The 15,412-nt window shown below is 42.6% G+C and carries 14 protein-coding genes and 1 pseudogene; 7 read left to right on the top strand and 8 right to left on the bottom strand.

Annotation, left to right across the window (positions count from 1 at the left end):
• Positions 1–53: 53 nt before the first annotated feature.
• On the bottom strand, positions 54–1,337 hold the full coding sequence (locus H6G48_RS17805) for an aspartate aminotransferase family protein (protein WP_190722701.1): 1,284 nt from the start codon (positions 1,335–1,337) through the stop codon (positions 54–56).
• A 543-nt stretch (positions 1,338–1,880) separates the two neighbouring features.
• On the opposite strand from H6G48_RS17805, the gene H6G48_RS17800 reads away from it, so the two are divergent.
• Positions 1,881–2,939 (top strand): potassium channel family protein, encoded by a 1,059-nt coding sequence (locus tag H6G48_RS17800; protein ID WP_125732212.1) that lies wholly within the window; start codon positions 1,881–1,883, stop codon positions 2,937–2,939.
• 67 nt (positions 2,940–3,006) lie between these two features.
• Here H6G48_RS17800 and H6G48_RS17795 read toward each other — a convergent pair whose 3' ends face one another.
• Positions 3,007–3,243, bottom strand: coding sequence for a type II toxin-antitoxin system VapC family toxin (locus H6G48_RS17795; protein WP_002758952.1), 237 nt, complete (start codon positions 3,241–3,243; stop codon positions 3,007–3,009).
• Complete coding sequence (locus tag H6G48_RS17790; protein ID WP_190722700.1) at positions 3,240–4,202, bottom strand: hypothetical protein; 963 nt, start codon at positions 4,200–4,202, stop codon at positions 3,240–3,242. The genes H6G48_RS17795 and H6G48_RS17790 overlap by 4 nt, the downstream gene beginning before the upstream one ends.
• 245 nt (positions 4,203–4,447) lie before the next feature.
• Here H6G48_RS17790 and H6G48_RS17785 point away from each other — a divergent pair, with 245 nt between their 5' ends.
• From H6G48_RS17785 to H6G48_RS17770, 4 genes are all read left to right on the top strand, one after another.
• Positions 4,448–5,242 (top strand): DUF5131 family protein, encoded by a 795-nt coding sequence (locus H6G48_RS17785; RefSeq protein WP_072926498.1) that lies wholly within the window; start codon positions 4,448–4,450, stop codon positions 5,240–5,242.
• A gap of 14 nt (positions 5,243–5,256) precedes the next feature.
• Positions 5,257–6,159, top strand: coding sequence for a three-Cys-motif partner protein TcmP (locus H6G48_RS17780; protein WP_072926500.1), 903 nt, complete (start codon positions 5,257–5,259; stop codon positions 6,157–6,159).
• A gap of 369 nt (positions 6,160–6,528) precedes the next feature.
• Complete coding sequence (locus H6G48_RS17775; RefSeq protein ID WP_190722699.1) at positions 6,529–7,848, top strand: type IV pilus twitching motility protein PilT; 1,320 nt, start codon at positions 6,529–6,531, stop codon at positions 7,846–7,848.
• A gap of 90 nt (positions 7,849–7,938) precedes the next feature.
• The gene (locus H6G48_RS17770) at positions 7,939–8,685 is read left to right on the top strand and encodes a circadian clock KaiB family protein (protein WP_002758959.1); all 747 of its coding nucleotides are present in this window, start codon (positions 7,939–7,941) and stop codon (positions 8,683–8,685) included.
• Here the strand turns inward: H6G48_RS17770 and H6G48_RS17765 are convergent.
• Positions 8,682–8,894, bottom strand: a complete 213-nt coding sequence (locus tag H6G48_RS17765; protein WP_002751038.1) for a hypothetical protein — start codon at positions 8,892–8,894, stop codon at positions 8,682–8,684. The genes H6G48_RS17770 and H6G48_RS17765 overlap by 4 nt on opposite strands.
• Positions 8,895–8,966: 72 nt before the next feature.
• Between H6G48_RS17765 and H6G48_RS17760 the strand changes: the two genes are divergently transcribed.
• Positions 8,967–10,628: a M14 family metallopeptidase gene (locus tag H6G48_RS17760; protein ID WP_190722698.1), complete on the top strand. Its 1,662-nt coding sequence runs from the start codon at positions 8,967–8,969 to the stop codon at positions 10,626–10,628.
• Here H6G48_RS17760 and H6G48_RS17755 read toward each other — a convergent pair.
• From H6G48_RS17755 to H6G48_RS17745, 3 genes are all read right to left on the bottom strand, one after another.
• Complete coding sequence (locus H6G48_RS17755; RefSeq protein WP_190722697.1) at positions 10,623–11,090, bottom strand: pepsin/retropepsin-like aspartic protease family protein; 468 nt, start codon at positions 11,088–11,090, stop codon at positions 10,623–10,625. The two genes, H6G48_RS17760 and H6G48_RS17755, sit on opposite strands and share 6 nt — an antisense overlap.
• A gap of 287 nt (positions 11,091–11,377) precedes the next feature.
• Positions 11,378–12,370, bottom strand: coding sequence for a pentapeptide repeat-containing protein (locus H6G48_RS17750; RefSeq protein ID WP_190722696.1), 993 nt, complete (start codon positions 12,368–12,370; stop codon positions 11,378–11,380).
• Between the two features lie 33 nt (positions 12,371–12,403).
• A complete protein-coding gene (locus H6G48_RS17745) occupies positions 12,404–13,612 on the bottom strand; it encodes a hypothetical protein (RefSeq protein WP_190722695.1) in 1,209 nt (402 codons plus the stop codon).
• A 478-nt stretch (positions 13,613–14,090) separates the two neighbouring features.
• Here H6G48_RS17745 and H6G48_RS17740 point away from each other — a divergent pair, with 478 nt between their 5' ends.
• A complete protein-coding gene (locus tag H6G48_RS17740; RefSeq protein WP_190722694.1) occupies positions 14,091–14,888 on the top strand; it encodes a glutathione S-transferase in 798 nt (265 codons plus the stop codon).
• Positions 14,889–15,020: 132 nt separating this feature from the next.
• Here H6G48_RS17740 and H6G48_RS17735 read toward each other — a convergent pair.
• A pseudogene (locus H6G48_RS17735) lies at positions 15,021–15,299 on the bottom strand (winged helix-turn-helix domain-containing protein); the annotation flags it as partial.
• Positions 15,300–15,412 lie beyond the last annotated feature (113 nt).

Below are 15,412 nucleotides of genomic sequence, written 5' to 3'. Positions count from 1 at the left end.
GTCAACTTAAAACTTACATCTGATAACTGATAACTGATAACTGATAACTGAAATTAAACCACTTTAGCGATAGCAACTTCTAGCTTATCCATAGCCTCATCTACTTCTGCTTCCGAGACAATTAAAGGAGGTACAAAACGGAGGACTTTCGGACCTGCGGGGGCAATTAATAAACCCTCGGCCAAGGCTGCATTAACAATAGTAGATGAAACCAACTCACTTTCTGAATTAATTTCCAGACCATTAATTAAACCCCAACCGCGCACATCGACAAATAGATGGGGATATTGAGAAGCAATCACGCGTAAACGGCTGCGTAACTGTTCCCCTCGCTGCTGGACATTTTCGAGAAGATGATCCCGTTCAATGGTTTGTAATACTGTTAAAGCTGAGGCACAAGCGAAAGGATTACCTCCAAAGGTACTCGCATGACTACCCGGTTCAAACACATCACAGAATTTTCTGCACATCATCGCACCGATGGGAATACCACCCGCTAAACCCTTAGCAGAAGTGAAAATATCCGGTTCCACTCCTAAATTCTCATAACCCCAGAGTTTACCAGTTCTTCCGACTCCCACCTGTACTTCATCAAAGACAAGCAAAATGTTATTTTCGTCGCAAATTTGCCGTAAACGTTGGAAATATTCGATATCCCCTGGACGAACTCCCCCTTCACCCTGCAAGGGTTCCAACATAATCGCAGCCACACGACGATTACCCTCATCGAGATCAGCGATCGCATTTTCCACCGCTTCGATATCATTATAGGGAATATAGGCAAACCCCGGCATCAGGGGTTCAAAGTCTTTTTGATACTTCGGTTGACCGGTTGCGGTGATGGTAGCTAAAGTCCGACCGTGAAAACTAGCGTGAGCAGTTAAAATAACTGGCTGTTCGAGGAAATCTAGCACCGTATGGGCATATTTTCGTACTAATTTAATCGCTGCTTCGTTCGCTTCCGCACCAGAATTACAGAAAAAGACTTTATCAGCGCAGGAATGATCGACAATCCATTTAGCTAGTTCCCCTTGTTCGGGAATATAGTATAAATTCGAGACATGATGGAGTTTTTGGATTTGCTGGCTAACCACTTCAATTAAAGCGGGGTGTGCGTGACCGAGGGTACAGGTGGCAATTCCTGCGACAAAATCAAGGTATTGTTTGCCGGAAGTATCCCAGAGAAGACAGCCTAACCCTTTGGCGATCGCAATGGGAAAACGACCATAAGTATTCATCACATAGCTGTTAAAACTATCTCGATCGAAGGGTTGATTCGGGTTTAAATTGGGAGTGGGATCAACTAGGGTTGGTTCTAAAAGGGTTTCTGGACTCACTGGGGAACTCCTGCGCGATTAGACTTGACACTCTCGCCGTCAAGCTAGGCTGTGACGGGAGATTCTTGCTTCTACTCCTCTTAACTAGACACAATCCGAAGACTATGCCCCCGTCAGACCGAATCCACAAGCGTTTTAGTTTAACGTCTACCGACTGCCCGGCGGCGGACGGCTCTGAATTTTATTTGTGGGCAGAATTGACCTTAGCCGTTAAGCTTCTATGCTGCTTGACCCGTCACCATTACATTTTCAAGGGCGATATTTGTTCCGAGGTACAAAGGAGCGGGAGGTTTCCGTGATACCTTACGCGCTTTACCGCTTTCTGTATTCTAGCGAAATTCCTCGAAAGTGGAAACGCTACCGCGTTAGTTTCACTTTGGTCGCGAGAGGACTCCCGTTAAGCAAGGGCGGCTCTAACGGGAGATGAATCGCAACCTTGAGATAGGGGAAATTATAATCAAATCCGTCTGAGAAGGACGGGTTATTTAGATTAAAAACTGATTTTATTGTAATTTACTAGACAGTCTTAGGGGTGAATTTTGCTTGTCTATCAGTGAAGATAAATATCGTCGGCTGCGTCAGGAATTAATCGGGGGAATTTTTGCCCTGATTGTGGTGTTTTTGCTCGGTACGCTTTGGTATCATCTGATCGAGGGTTGGAGTTGGCTAGATTCGGCCTATATGACGATTAGTACCCTCGCTACCGTCGGTTTTGGCGAAATTAATCCCCTAGGTGAACGGGGACGACTGTTTACAATGGTTTTGATCGTGATGGGAGTAATCACGATCGGTTATATTGTTAATCGCTTGACCGAAGCTTTAATTCAAGGCTATTTTCAAGAGGGACTCAAACAGAGACAGGAGAAACGCGTGATCGATCGACTATCAGAACACTATATCATCTGTGGTTTGGGTCGCACAGGTAGACAGGTGGCGATCGAATTTCACGCCGAAAATATTCCTTTTGTAGTTATTGATACAGACCCCCTACAGGTAAATCGGGCCAAAGAATTAAATTATATTGTTGTTCAAGGAGATGCCACCTTAGATAAATCTTTACAAATGGCAGGAATTGAACGCGCTATTTGTATTGTGGCCGCTTTAACTTCCGATGCGGAGAATTTATATACAGTTTTGTCTGCTAAAACTCTTAATCCGAAAATCCGCGCCATTGCTAGGGCCAGTACCGAGGAAGCAGTACAAAAATTACAACGGGCCGGGGCCGATGCGGTGGTATCTCCCTATATTACCGGTGGTAGAAGATTAGCGGCTGCAGCCCTACGACCCCAGGTGATGGATTTTGTTGATGGGATTTTAACTGGAACCGATCGATCGTTTTATATGGAAGAATTTTTAATCGATCCCAGGACTTGTCCCTGTGTGGGTTTAAGTCTTAGTCAAGCACATTTAAGATCTCGATCGGGGGCGTTAGTTTTGGCTATACGTCGCGCTGATGGTACGCTAATTGGGGGACCCACTGGCGATACGGAATTAATGGCCGGGGATCTGTTAATTTGTATGGGAACGGCCGAACAATTACGCAGTTTAACTCAGATTTTAATCCCCATGCGATCGGATGGTTTACGTTTACCGAAGCATTAGTTAGGGTTTGCGCCAAAAAGTTTGTAGGATGGGTTAGTGGTAGGGTAACATGAGCGGGTGTTGGGTTTCATGCTTCAACCCAACCTACGTTCTCTAGAAGACTTATCACCAATTTTCTTGAGCTTTCCCTTCCGTTTTGTTTAGACAAAATATAATAAATATTAGTGACAGCATGACCAGAAATATATCCTTGAGTTTTACCTGTCTTAACTGTATTTAATGCTTGTACAGATGCTGGAAAATGTGGTTCACGCTTACCCAAAACATCTAGCAATACATCACTGTCGAATAAGACTCGTTTCACCGATACTTCTCCACTAAATAATCAATATACGATTCTTTTGGGTCTTCTGGTCTTAAATCGACAACCCCCACTAAGTCTCTTGTCCAAGGATCAAGATCGCTTAAATCATCTGTTAGGGAATGAGAAGTAGTTTCTGAGGATACATTCTGACGAAAAACACGCCCATATTCTAATGCTTTCTCAAAATCCTCCTGATCAGAAATTGATCCAGAAAGATTATCTAACCAGTTTTCAGACGAAGATTTTTCAGTTTCCAAATCGACCAAACCTGTTAAATTTTGTGTAGAGGCATCAATATCATTGAAATTATCTGCTAGGGAATGAGAAGTAGTTTCTGAGGATACATTCTTAGGATTAAATCGCTCTTGAATTCTGAAAATTATTAAACTACTATAAGCTCTCAATTGGGTGACTAAAGATTTGTCAGTATCTTGGAAATATTCGGTTATAGTACGATTAGAAATTGAGAGAGTATTTTTAGCTCCCTGGTAAATTTGCTCTAGTTCTGAATCGGCAAACATATCAATAAACACATCTATCGTTTCCGAGAGAAGGTGTAAACCTTCCACCACTCTGATTAAATCGGCTTTTTCCTCACCAGTCTTTCCCTCATTGATCTGAGCAAGGCCGATAAATAATTGATTATAGGCAGTAATTTGATTAGTAAATTGGTCTATATATTGGATTAATTCCAGTGCCGAAACCTCATTCTTATACTGTTTCCATACCTGAAACCATAGTTGATTAATTTGACAAAATATATCGGCTCTTGCTTGATAAGTTTTAGAGTTATCCTTAACTTGCTCAAGTAAAATCTGAGTTTCTTGTAGTAAATTATCCAGTATTATCCGATCAGAATCCGTGACAATTTGATCGAGTTTATCTGTAATATCTTGCAGATTTTCTAACAAAAATTGTCCTAAATTTTCCCGTTCGAATGAACTTGGCAGACTATTCATCGTATTTACCTCCCCTAAGACTAACAATCAAACAGAAATGAGTAGTCAAAATAATCAGCCCTAAACCTCCATTATAACGATTTTGGGGTCTAAAGGGGTGATTACAGTTACTATAGCCTCTGAGGGAGATAGGGAGAGATCAGGCAGTAGCATTAATTTTTGTCAGCCTTTGATCCTACTTAGATAATTTGTACTATAATACTTTGTTAAAAGTTGAACCTCATATTGAAGTATCTGGTAAAAAAATGTCAAGTAGTAAAACTGGTATTGAATGGACGGACAAAACTTGGAATCCCACCACTGGTTGTACAAAGGTGAGTCCGGGGTGTCGTCATTGCTATGCAGAAGCAATAACAATGCGTTTTCCAGGAAGTTTTCCCACAGGTTTTAATTTTACTATTCATCCAGAAAGACTAGAACAGCCGAAAAAATGGCGCACACCGAGTCGAATTTTCGTCAATTCGATGAGTGATCTTTTTCATGAAGATTTAGACTTTGGCTATTTACAGGAAATCTTTGCGGTGATGCGAGACACTCCTTGGCATATTTATCAAATTTTGACTAAGCGCCCTCAAAAACTAGCAACTTTAGCAGATAAACTGGAATGGTCGGAAAATATCTGGATGGGTGTCTCTGTAGAAAGTCAGCAATATACCCATAGAATTGAGGCTTTAAAAACAGTACCAGCCAAAGTACGTTTTCTTTCCTGTGAACCTCTTTTAGGACCACTAAATCTGGATTTATCGCTGATTGATTGGGTTATTGTTGGCGGTGAATCAGGCTATCAACATCGTCCCATAGAGCCAGATTGGGTTAGGGAAATTTTGGCTCAAACCAGAGAATCTAAAGTCGCTTTTTTCTTTAAGCAATGGGGTGGTAACTATTCCAAAGCTGGTGGTAGAATGCTTGATGAGCGTATTTGGGATGAAATGCCTGCTGCTTGGAACGAACACAATGCTAAATGGACAATCAGAGCAGGTTCCTCCCTAAAAAAACTCTCAAAAAGTAAAGAACAAAATAATTTATTAACATTGACCTAAACAAAGTTATCGATATGAGTCAACGAGGGCAAGAAGGCGAAGATATTATTGGTAAATGGTCTGAGGATAAGTTAGATTTACTCGCTCAGTATCTCAACGCTTATTCTGTGATCATGAATAATCAAAAAACTCCCAAGAATCCCAGAAAAAAACCTTGGCTTAAAGCTTATTACTATATAGACGCTTTTGCTGGTTCCGTGAGACCAACAGCGAAGGAAGATGAACAACGATATATTGACGGTTCTCCCCTGCGTGCTTTGCGAACAGAACCACCATTTGATGGTTACTGGTTTATTGATGCTTCCCCTCAACGCACCGAACGTTTAGAACGTTTATGTGAGGAGTTTCCTGACCGTGAAATTCATGTCCGTCGGGGCGACTGTAACGATATTTTATGTAACGATATCATACCCAATTTATTGCTCAAGAAAAAATTTACTCAACGAGCATTTGTTTTTTTAGACCCCTATGGATTACAAGTAGATTGGCAAACTATCACTCAACTAGCAGAAACTAAAGCTTGCGATATTTTTATTAACTTTTCGTTGATGGGAGTTACTCGGCATTTGCCAAAGGATAAAGAACCAGAAACAGAGGCATTAGAACGGTTGAATAAAGTAATGGGTAACGTAGATTGGCTAGAGCAAATTTACCAACCACCACAAAATATTCAATTAAATTTGTTTGATAATCAAGAACCTAATGCCAGTCGTAACAAAATCTCTGCCGATAGATTAGCAGATTTATATACAGAAAGATTAAAAACACTTTTTCCCTGCGTTAGCAACCCAGTTATCATGAAAAATTCTAAGAAGGCCGCTTTATATGCTTTGTGCTTGGCCAGTCACAATGAAAAAGCCATTAAAATTACTAACGATCTTTTTAAACGTTACGAAAAAATAAAATTATCCTTGTAATTTTTGTTTTTATATTTCAAGTCAAACTCACTCAAACTTGAGTAGTCAAAATCATCAGCCCTAAACCTCGATTGTAACAATTTTGGGGTCTAAATCCTGTTTAAAAGGTATAGGAGAGGGGGAATTATAAATTATGAAGTGGGGAAGTGGGGAAGTGGGGAAGTGGGGAAGTGGGGAAGTGGGGAAGTGGGGAAGTGGGAAGAATAAATAAAAATAATCTCCTGTCTCGGAGTCTCCTGTCTCCTGACTCGGAGACTACTGGCTCCTTGCTCCTCAATCTAGCGTCTGTGAGGAATTGAGAAATTGGGGATGATTTGATAGGATGTTAGTACAATCGGGGAATAGTAAAGAAAAAACCCCCTATTGCTCATGAGTCAAAATCCCAATTCTTCCTCGCGACCACTGCAGCCGCTGCCGGTTCCCTCCATCCCGATACCTCCCTCAGAGTTAATCACGGAAATCAGCATGGGGATAACTGAAGAAATGACGCAACAAGTGGCGACACCGACCAAAAACGTGCCGAATATGCCGCAAAATGGTCAAATTTCCGCCCCACGTCCTCCCCAAAATCGCGCTCCCAGTCAGGCTGCTTCTCCCCAAACCCCACCCCGGCCGGGTCGCGCTCCCAATCAACCTACCTTAGAACATTTGATCCGGATGGCCTTTGATCGGGGTTATTCGGACGTTCACCTAGGAGTTGGAGAACAACCCCGGATGCGGGATCGTGGTCAAATGATTATTCTCAACTATCCTGAAATTGACATCAACACTTTTTATAGTTGGTTACGGGAAATCCTCGGTGAAGAAGAAATCCTTCGCTTTAAAAAAGACCTAGAATTTGATGGTGCAACTCAGTACGAATTCGCTAGGGTGCGGATTAATATCTTTGAAAGTCTGCGCGGTCCGGGGATGGTTTTGCGTCTAATTCCCATGAAAATCCTCACTGTGGAACAATTGGGCTTACCGGCTGTGTTCCGGAATGTGTGCGATGTGCATAAGGGATTGATTTTAATCACCGGTCCGACGGGTTCAGGGAAATCCACCACCCTAGCAGCCATGATCGATTACATAAATAAAGAACACCCCAAACATATTATCACCATCGAAGACCCGATCGAATTTGTCCATCAAAGTCGTCGCAGTTTGATCAAACAAAGGGAAGTGGGAATACACACCCATGAGTTCGATAATGCCCTAAAAGCCTCTTTGCGGGAAGACCCAGATATTATTCTGGTGGGGGAGATGCGGGACAAATCCACCGTTAATACTGCCCTGAAAGCTGCCCAAACTGGTCACTTAGTTATGGGAACCCTGCACACCAACAGCGCCGTTAAAACCCTGGAGCGGATTTTAACTCTTTATACTGCCGAGGAACGGGAATCGATGCGGGTGGCGATCGCAGAATCCTTGGTTTGTATTATTTCCCAGGGTTTATGTCGCACCACCGACAGTAAACGGACCGCTTTTCACGATATTCTCGTCAACACAGAAACCGTCAAAGATTACATTTGCAGCGGCAAAAATGACGAAATTATCGAATTAATGAGAGATGGCGAATACCATGGCATGATTACCACTAATCAATCTCTGTTTAACCTCTATCAAGAGGGACGGATTAGCGATGAGGTCGCCCTGGAAATGTCCCCGGTTCCCAATGAAATGGCGATGATGCTGCGGGGTAGAATCTAGAAAAACCCTGAAGGAAATCCTTGAGGGGTCAAGAGTTTAGTAGTCTAGAAAAATAGAAGCTCCTATTGATTCCCTAGGGGAACCCCTCAAGTGACCACTTCCGCGATTGTGTTGCCCGATATTTTTAAAGGCATCGCCCTGTTTACCCCCGGGGGCGACCTGATTTACTGTATCGATCCTGATAAACAAACTCATTGGCATCTGAATCTCTGCGCTGCTCTCCAGTCCGCTTTAGGGTTGCCAGAACCCCCCCATTTTTTAGTTCCTAGTTTTACCGCTACCATCGATCGCTGGCGAGATCCCTACAGTCACCGTATTCATACTAGAGCCGAAGTCTATCCCCTTGTCCGTCGCTATCAGCCTTTATTAAATGCTATTTTCGCCACGGACGAGCGAGCTTGGTTTACTGTACCTTGGCAGGAACAATCCTCTAATCCCACTATCTTAGAAACCTATCGTCAGCAGTTTCCCCAACTTTGGCAATCCCACGATCTGATTCTCCGTTATCAGGAGCGCCCCGCAACAACTTCGGGGATTAGTGCTGACTCTGACTATACTAACCCTAGTCCCAAGGGTTATGTTTTGCGGTTATTTGTCTCCGGCAATAATGCCAATACTAAACACACCCTAGAATCGATCCATCAGCTTCTAGAGCGAGAATTACACCATCCCTATACCCTGAAAGTGATCGATATCTCTAAGCATCCAGAACAAGCGGAATCTAATCATGTCTCTGCTATTCCCACTTTAGTCCGGGTTTGGCCGCAACCAGTGAAACGCATCATCGGCGAATTTGAGGATTTACCGCGAGTATTACAGATTATCGCCACCGCTTAGGGTTTAAAGACTTCTGACTCGATTCCTCGCCACCATTCGCCCAATTTCATTAAGTCTTGCTGAATATCATCCAATTCTTGGATATATTCCTGTTGGGAAAGACTGGCACGACGTTCTTGCAGTTTTTTGAGACGCAATTGCACCAACAGCCAAGGCTTAGAAATACCGTTAGTTTCTTCGATATAGCGAGCGATATCCTGACTATCCATAGTTTTTTACTGTTATTATCCTATATTTTCTCAAATTAACCCGAGACTCCTTTTTTTTAGTTGCAGAAGATTATGTTTGATTTTAGCCACTATTACCCCTACGCCGAATTAGTTTCTTTCCTGAAAAACCTAGCCTCATCCTATCCTAATTTAATTAGCCTCACCTCGATCGGTAAAAGCTACGAAAATCGAGATATCTGGTTAACTACCCTCACAAATCAAGCCACAGGCCCCTATTTAGAAAAACCTGCCTATTGGATTGATGCTAACACCCATGCGGGGGAAGTAACCGGCTCTGCCGTCGCTCTCTACACTATCTCTCATCTTTTGCGCCAATACGGTCATAATTCCCAAATTACCAGACTTCTTGACCATTACACTGTCTATATTTTGCCGCGATTAGCCGTGGATGGAGCAGAAAAATATCTCACCACTCCCTATATGTTACGATCGAGTATTCGCCCCTATCCCCACACGGATGAGAAACCGGGGCTATATCCTGAAGATATTAACGGCGATGGTTTAATCTTACAAATGCGCCAAAAAGATACCTGTGGCGCTTGGAAAATTTCTGAACAGGATCCTCGCATTATGGTGCGTCGCGAACCGGAGGAATTTGAAGGAACTTTTTACACTTTGCTCACCGAAGGTTTAATCCGCGATTACGATGGCTATAATTTTACCACTGCCCCCACCCTAGAGGGCCTGGATTTTAACCGCAATTATCCCGTTTATTGGGTTCCTGAAGGGGAACAACAAGGGGCCGGAGACTTTCCTTTTTCGGAGCCAGAAACCCGTGCGGAAGCGGAATTTTGGGCAAATAACACTAATATTAATGGCTTCGTTACCTATCATACCTATTCAGCAGTCATGTTGCGTCCCTATAGCACCCATCCCGATGAATATTTCCCCGTGGAAGACTTAGAAATGTATAAATATATTGCTGATAAGGGAAAAGCAATGACTGGTTATGAATGCGTTTCTGTCTATCACGATTTTCGTTATCATCCCAAAGAAGTGACTAACGGTGCCATGGATGATTACGGTTACGATCATTTTGGTTGGTATGGTTTTACGGTGGAGTTATGGGATGCACCCACCCAAGCGGGAGTGAAAAAAGATGATTATATTCAATGGTTTCGCTGGCATCCTTTTGAAGATGAATTGAAATTACAGCATTGGAATGATGAGAATTTAGCGGGAAAGGGTTTTATTAATTGGCAAAGTTTTCATCACCCCCAATTGGGAGAGGTGGAAATTGGCGGTTGGGACTTTAAAAATGTCTGGCAAAATGCCCCAGAAAAGTATTTACCGGATTTATGTGAGAAACAATGTCAGTTTACTATTGCCCATGCTTTAATGTCACCTCTTTTAGCTATCTCTCGTCTTGATCTTAAGTCGGAGGGCAATGGTATTTATCATCTGGTTTTACAGTTGGAAAATCAGGGATTCTTACCCACTTATACCAGTAAAAAGGCACTGGAAAGAAAGATTGTTCGTCCCATTCAAGTCAAGTTAAATTTAGCCGATGAGGTGAGTTTAATAGTGGGAAAATTAGAGCAGGAAATCGGTCACTTAGAAGGGCGATCAAATAAAGTATATAGTAGTCTTGCTCACGGTTTAGATTATCGCCGTACGGTGGAATGGGTGATTAAGGGAGTTTCTGGTCAAGAAATCGAGATTATCGCTATAGCTGAAAGAGCAGGAACAGTCAGACAAAAAGTGATTTTATAGAGCTATTTTGTTCGATAAAATTGTTAAATAAGTATCCTTAGATTCTGTGGGTAAAACTCGCAATTTTTGGCTGCGAAGATCCGGTTCTAATCCCAAAGCTTCTAAAGGAATTACTCCTAATAAATTGTTTTGACCCCCGGGTAATTCCAAACATTCAAAAGTTCCTTCCCGTCCCGCGATAATCAAGGTAGCATCGCGAAAAATTCTCGCTTTTCCTATCCCTTTAGCCGTAGCCATATCTACTTCTTTTAAAAGCTGTAAACCCAAGCGGGAGACTACTTCCGGCACTAGACAAAGAGTAGTTACCCCCGTATCCACCAAGACATTTTCTAGGGTAAGAGAGCGAATTTGTTCCGGTGCGATCATACCATCCTCTGCACGAATTTGATCCGCTCGATTGATAACTGTAATGCTGGTGTAGATTTTGCCCATATCTTCTGCAATAATTGCTGGATTAACCATAACACTACCCTCAATTCTACCCCTAAATTATACCAGAATAACTGCTAACAACAATGTCTAAGTAGGGCTTGCGGCAAAAAGTTTTTCGTGGGGACAGGGTGTGGGGTGTGGGGTGTGGGGTGTAGGGTTTTACCGATTTTGAGGGGGTCAATTACCTAATTTTCAGGGAAAAAGTCCAGGGATTTTACCCCCGATCACTCCCATGGTAGGCACTTTTTGAGGGAAAAAAAGTCTAAAAGTCTTACCCAACAAGGTTTTTAGATTTATTCAGCCAACCCTAAGTAATTTTAATTATTAATCCGGCCATCGGGCATAATTGCACCGCGGAAGTTAACTCCCATCAGATTAGCACTCATTAACTCGGCACGAGTTAGATTAGCATTAGTTAAATCGGCACCGGTGAGATTTGCTCTAGCAAAGAAAGCATCGATTAAGTCAGCTTCGCTGAAATTAACTCCTGAAAGATTAGCCCTTCTTAAGTCAGCATGATTCATTCTTGCTGCTTGAAAATTAGCTTGACTAAGATTAGCTCGATCGAATTTTATTTGAGTCATAATTGCACTATGGAAATTTGCCTGCATTGCTTCCGTATCGGTCATTTTTGACCGCACTAAATTGGCTCCCGCTAGATTTGCCCCCACTAAATGCGCCCCGATTAAATTAGCATCAGTAAGTAAAGCATCTTGGAGATTAGCATTAGTTAAATCCGCTTTTCTGAGGTCAACATTGCACAAATTAGCCTCCTTTAAATTGGCTCCTACTAGATTTGCTCGCACCAGATCAACCCCTTTCATATTAGCTCCTTGCAGGTCGGCGCGGGAGAAATTAGCCCCTTGTAAATTAGTGTTATGATTTTTCTTTTCCTGACGCATATTTGTTCCCCGCAAACAAGCACCAGTGAGGTTAGCACCACTTAAATTAGCCCCCCGTAAATCCGCCCCGATTAAGTTAGCATCAAGTAACGTCGCTAGGGTTATATCGGTATCACGAAGATTAGCCCCTTGTAGCATCGCTCCGTGTAAATTGGCACTGCGTAAATCTGCCCCATTTAAGTCAGCTTGGTTGAGACTAGCACCGCTTAAATTAGCTGTCACAAGATTAGCTTGAGCGAGATTAGCCCGGTTAAGATAGGTAAAGAGAAGATTGGCTCCGTGCAGATCTGCTTCATTTAAAACAATGCCAATTAAGTCAGCACCAACTAAATTAACTCCGGGTAATTTTAAGCCACTAAATTGAGTTTCTCCTGCGGCATAACGTGCAATTAATTCGTTGGGTTTCATTGGTAGAATATCCAGATAAATTTGGGTAAAAAATTAAAGAATTTTTTGTAAAATTTGCACCAGAATACTGGCGGTTTGAACGTTAGCATCCGTATCCATTTGGGTTTGAGCAATATTGTATAGTTGAATTTCGATATCCTTGAGAGATTTCCCACTTTGGATGAGTTGTTGTAGTAAATCTTCTAGGGTATAACTTCGCAGAGTTGACCAATCTTGACCGCTCCGATCCCAAGGATGAAATAGGAGCGAGAAAATCAATATTTTGGCTCGTAAAGGATTAGCATACTGGAAAATTTCTAAACGAATTTCAAAGGGGTCGTAGGCGGGAATTTGTGGGGAATTACTGGGGTTGTTATTTGAGTAAGCCGGCTCGGCAAAGGGCAATTCCATGACTAATTGCGGTTCATTTAGATTGATGATCGAAGAGGAAAAATCCACAGGTTCACTTCTAGAGGGGGAGAAAGATGTGGTTTTAGCCGCAGAATCAGAATCATTCTTTAGATGAAATATTTCAGTGTTCAAGATTTGACTTTTTGACTCATTGTCCTCTTCTTCGTCATCGTTATCAGTATCGTAGAGAGGCTCTAGTTGGGCAAGAATAATATCGGCTAGGGCTAGGTAGAGAGCTTTTTTATTAATATTTTCGGCAATTTGCTTGAGAGTTGGTCGCAAGCTTAGGAAATTGGGATTGTTTCGCTGAAGTTCTAAAACAATATTTTTTAAGCCATAATTATTAATCACCGCTTGATCGTTTTCCCAACGATTTTTACAAGCGGCAAACATTAATTTTTGAATTCTCGCTGTCTCTCGATGATTTTCTATTCCACTAACCACCTGTCTTAATAAATTATCTTCCTCGTTGTTGACATCATTATTAACGGTGGTGAAGCTAGGGTTAACTTCTGGCTCTACCAGTAATAATTGATTGTCGTAGGCGGCAGCAATATTACTATATAATTGACTGATTTGCTCGATAATAACCGTGGCTACTCCCAGATAAACTTTAGGACGATTGAGGGTTTTAACTAATTTATAAACAGAAAAAGTTAATTGTTCTTTATTGGTTTTGAGTTGCACTAACTCCTTCACCAAGTCTTCCATAGCCACACTGTTCAAAATATTAGGCTCGTTTTCCCAATATTTTTTACAGATACAAAAGATTAATTTTTTGATCCGTAATTTTTCTTCGTGGCTGTCGAGATAGCGAACTACATCATTAAAAACGTCGATGGATAATTGCATAGTAACCTCTGATCCGAGAAAGGAGCCAGCCCTCGCACGCCTCTGCTATAGCGGTATCGAAAAAATCGGGTCTAAAACCTCGCCTTAAGGCGAAAAGTTTTGGGAGCGGGGCATAAATCCCCGTTACAAAAACGGCCTCCTGCCCCCTGCCGACCGCCGACCGCCTCCGTTATGCTATTGGTCTCTCGCGAGTCAGCTTGCCAGAATATATAAGTTATTCCTCGCTTTTAGTGCCTGAAAATATCCTAACCTAAAAGCGTGGCACTATTGAGTTGGGGTTGCCGGATCTGGTCTATCTTCCCTAAGAGTACCCAGCCTAATTCCTCAAATTAGCAAACGATGATTTTTTCGCCTGGCTCCTTTTTAGTACAAATGTTCGGACAAAATCGGAGTAAAGTCTTTAAGTTTAGACGACCGATGCCCGATAGGGTTAGAGTAATCAGGGAGAAACTGATTTATCGAGAGGCCATATCATCCCATGCTAGAACTCTACCAATTTGAATTATCTGCCTATTGTGAGAAAGTCCGTCTCATCCTCGACTATAAAGGACTTGCCTATAAAAAAAGGGACGTGGTGCCGGGGGTGGGACAATTGGAATTATTCCGTCTTTCCGGACAGCGACAGGTTCCCGTCCTCAAGGATGGCGATACTTATATTGCTGACTCGACGGAGATTGCTTTTTATCTCGATCGCAAGTATCCTGAAAAACCAATTATCCCCACAGATCCCCTACAACGGGGTCAATGTTTATTAATCGAAGAATGGGCCGATGAATCCCTGGGATTAAAAGGAAGAACCGCTTTTCTCGGCGCTTTTGCCCAAAATCAAAACTTTCGTACCGCTTTTTTACCCCGGGAAACTCCCGGTTTTATGCGCTTGTTGCTGGGTTCTATGCCAGGGGAATTAATTGATATTTTGGGGGCGGGTGTAGGTCTGGGAAAAGATGCTATCAATACAGCGAAAAAGGGGCTACAACAGGATTTAGAGGCTTTGAACCTCATTTTAACCAATCGTCCCTATTTAGTCGGGGATCAGCCCAGTTTAGCCGATTTAGCCGTGGCGGGATTAAGTGTACTGCTTCAGTTTCCCCAGGGTTCCTATCTCAACTTACCCAGGGAATTGCAAGGCAAGGGGATCCCAGGGTTAGCCGATAATAGCGCCTACGAGGGCTTTTTTGCTTGGCGCAACCGTCTTTATAGTCAATACCGTCAAACTATCACCCCGGGAAGTTCCACCCCTCCTATCGATTCCCCCAACTCCATCCAGATTGAATAGCGGCACTTGACTAGGGTGGTGGGGCGTGGGGTGTGGGGTGTAGGGTGTGGGGTGTAGGGTGTAGGGTGTGGGGAGAATAAATAAAAATAATCTCCTGACTCCTGAATACTGTCTCCTGACTCCTAACTCCTGTTAAGATTCCCGTAAAACGTAGCCCACACCACGCACGGTATGAATGAGGCGTTTTTGACCACCCGCCTCCATCTTCAGGCGTAAATAGCGAATATACACCTCAATAACGTTTGATTCTCCTTGAAATTCGTCTCCCCAGACATTTTCGAGAATTTGATCCCTCGATAATACTTCTTTGGGGTGAATCATGAGGTAGCGCAGCAGTTCAAATTCCTTCATCGTCAACTCAATATTTTTGTTTTTATAGGAGAGACGACGACTGGCTAAATCTAATACTAAGAGAATTACAGAGAATGATTGATCCTATAATAATGGGAAAATCCTCAGAGTGAGGAACTCGCATGAAACCAGCATCCCTGATTCAACTAACCGATAGTCTGAAAGCCCTTTAT

The organism is Microcystis flos-aquae FACHB-1344, from assembly GCF_014698375.1.
Lineage (GTDB): Bacteria > Cyanobacteriota > Cyanobacteriia > Cyanobacteriales > Microcystaceae > Microcystis > Microcystis aeruginosa.
Note: the sequence above shows the minus strand (reverse complement) of the source record. Positions and strands in the feature narration are given on the sequence as shown.

Coding starts and splice junctions, on each gene's coding strand:
- H6G48_RS17790 (WP_190722700.1), bottom strand. CDS start 4,202: ATGAATAGTCTGCCAAGTTCATTCGAACGGGAAAATTTAGGACAATTT.
- H6G48_RS17785 (WP_072926498.1), top strand. CDS start 4,448: ATGTCAAGTAGTAAAACTGGTATTGAATGGACGGACAAAACTTGGAAT.
- H6G48_RS17780 (WP_072926500.1), top strand. CDS start 5,257: ATGAGTCAACGAGGGCAAGAAGGCGAAGATATTATTGGTAAATGGTCT.
- H6G48_RS17775 (WP_190722699.1), top strand. CDS start 6,529: ATGAGTCAAAATCCCAATTCTTCCTCGCGACCACTGCAGCCGCTGCCG.
- H6G48_RS17765 (WP_002751038.1), bottom strand. CDS start 8,894: ATGGATAGTCAGGATATCGCTCGCTATATCGAAGAAACTAACGGTATT.
- H6G48_RS17760 (WP_190722698.1), top strand. CDS start 8,967: ATGTTTGATTTTAGCCACTATTACCCCTACGCCGAATTAGTTTCTTTC.
- H6G48_RS17755 (WP_190722697.1), bottom strand. CDS start 11,090: ATGGTTAATCCAGCAATTATTGCAGAAGATATGGGCAAAATCTACACC.
- H6G48_RS17750 (WP_190722696.1), bottom strand. CDS start 12,370: ATGAAACCCAACGAATTAATTGCACGTTATGCCGCAGGAGAAACTCAA.
- H6G48_RS17745 (WP_190722695.1), bottom strand. CDS start 13,612: ATGCAATTATCCATCGACGTTTTTAATGATGTAGTTCGCTATCTCGAC.
- H6G48_RS17740 (WP_190722694.1), top strand. CDS start 14,091: ATGCTAGAACTCTACCAATTTGAATTATCTGCCTATTGTGAGAAAGTC.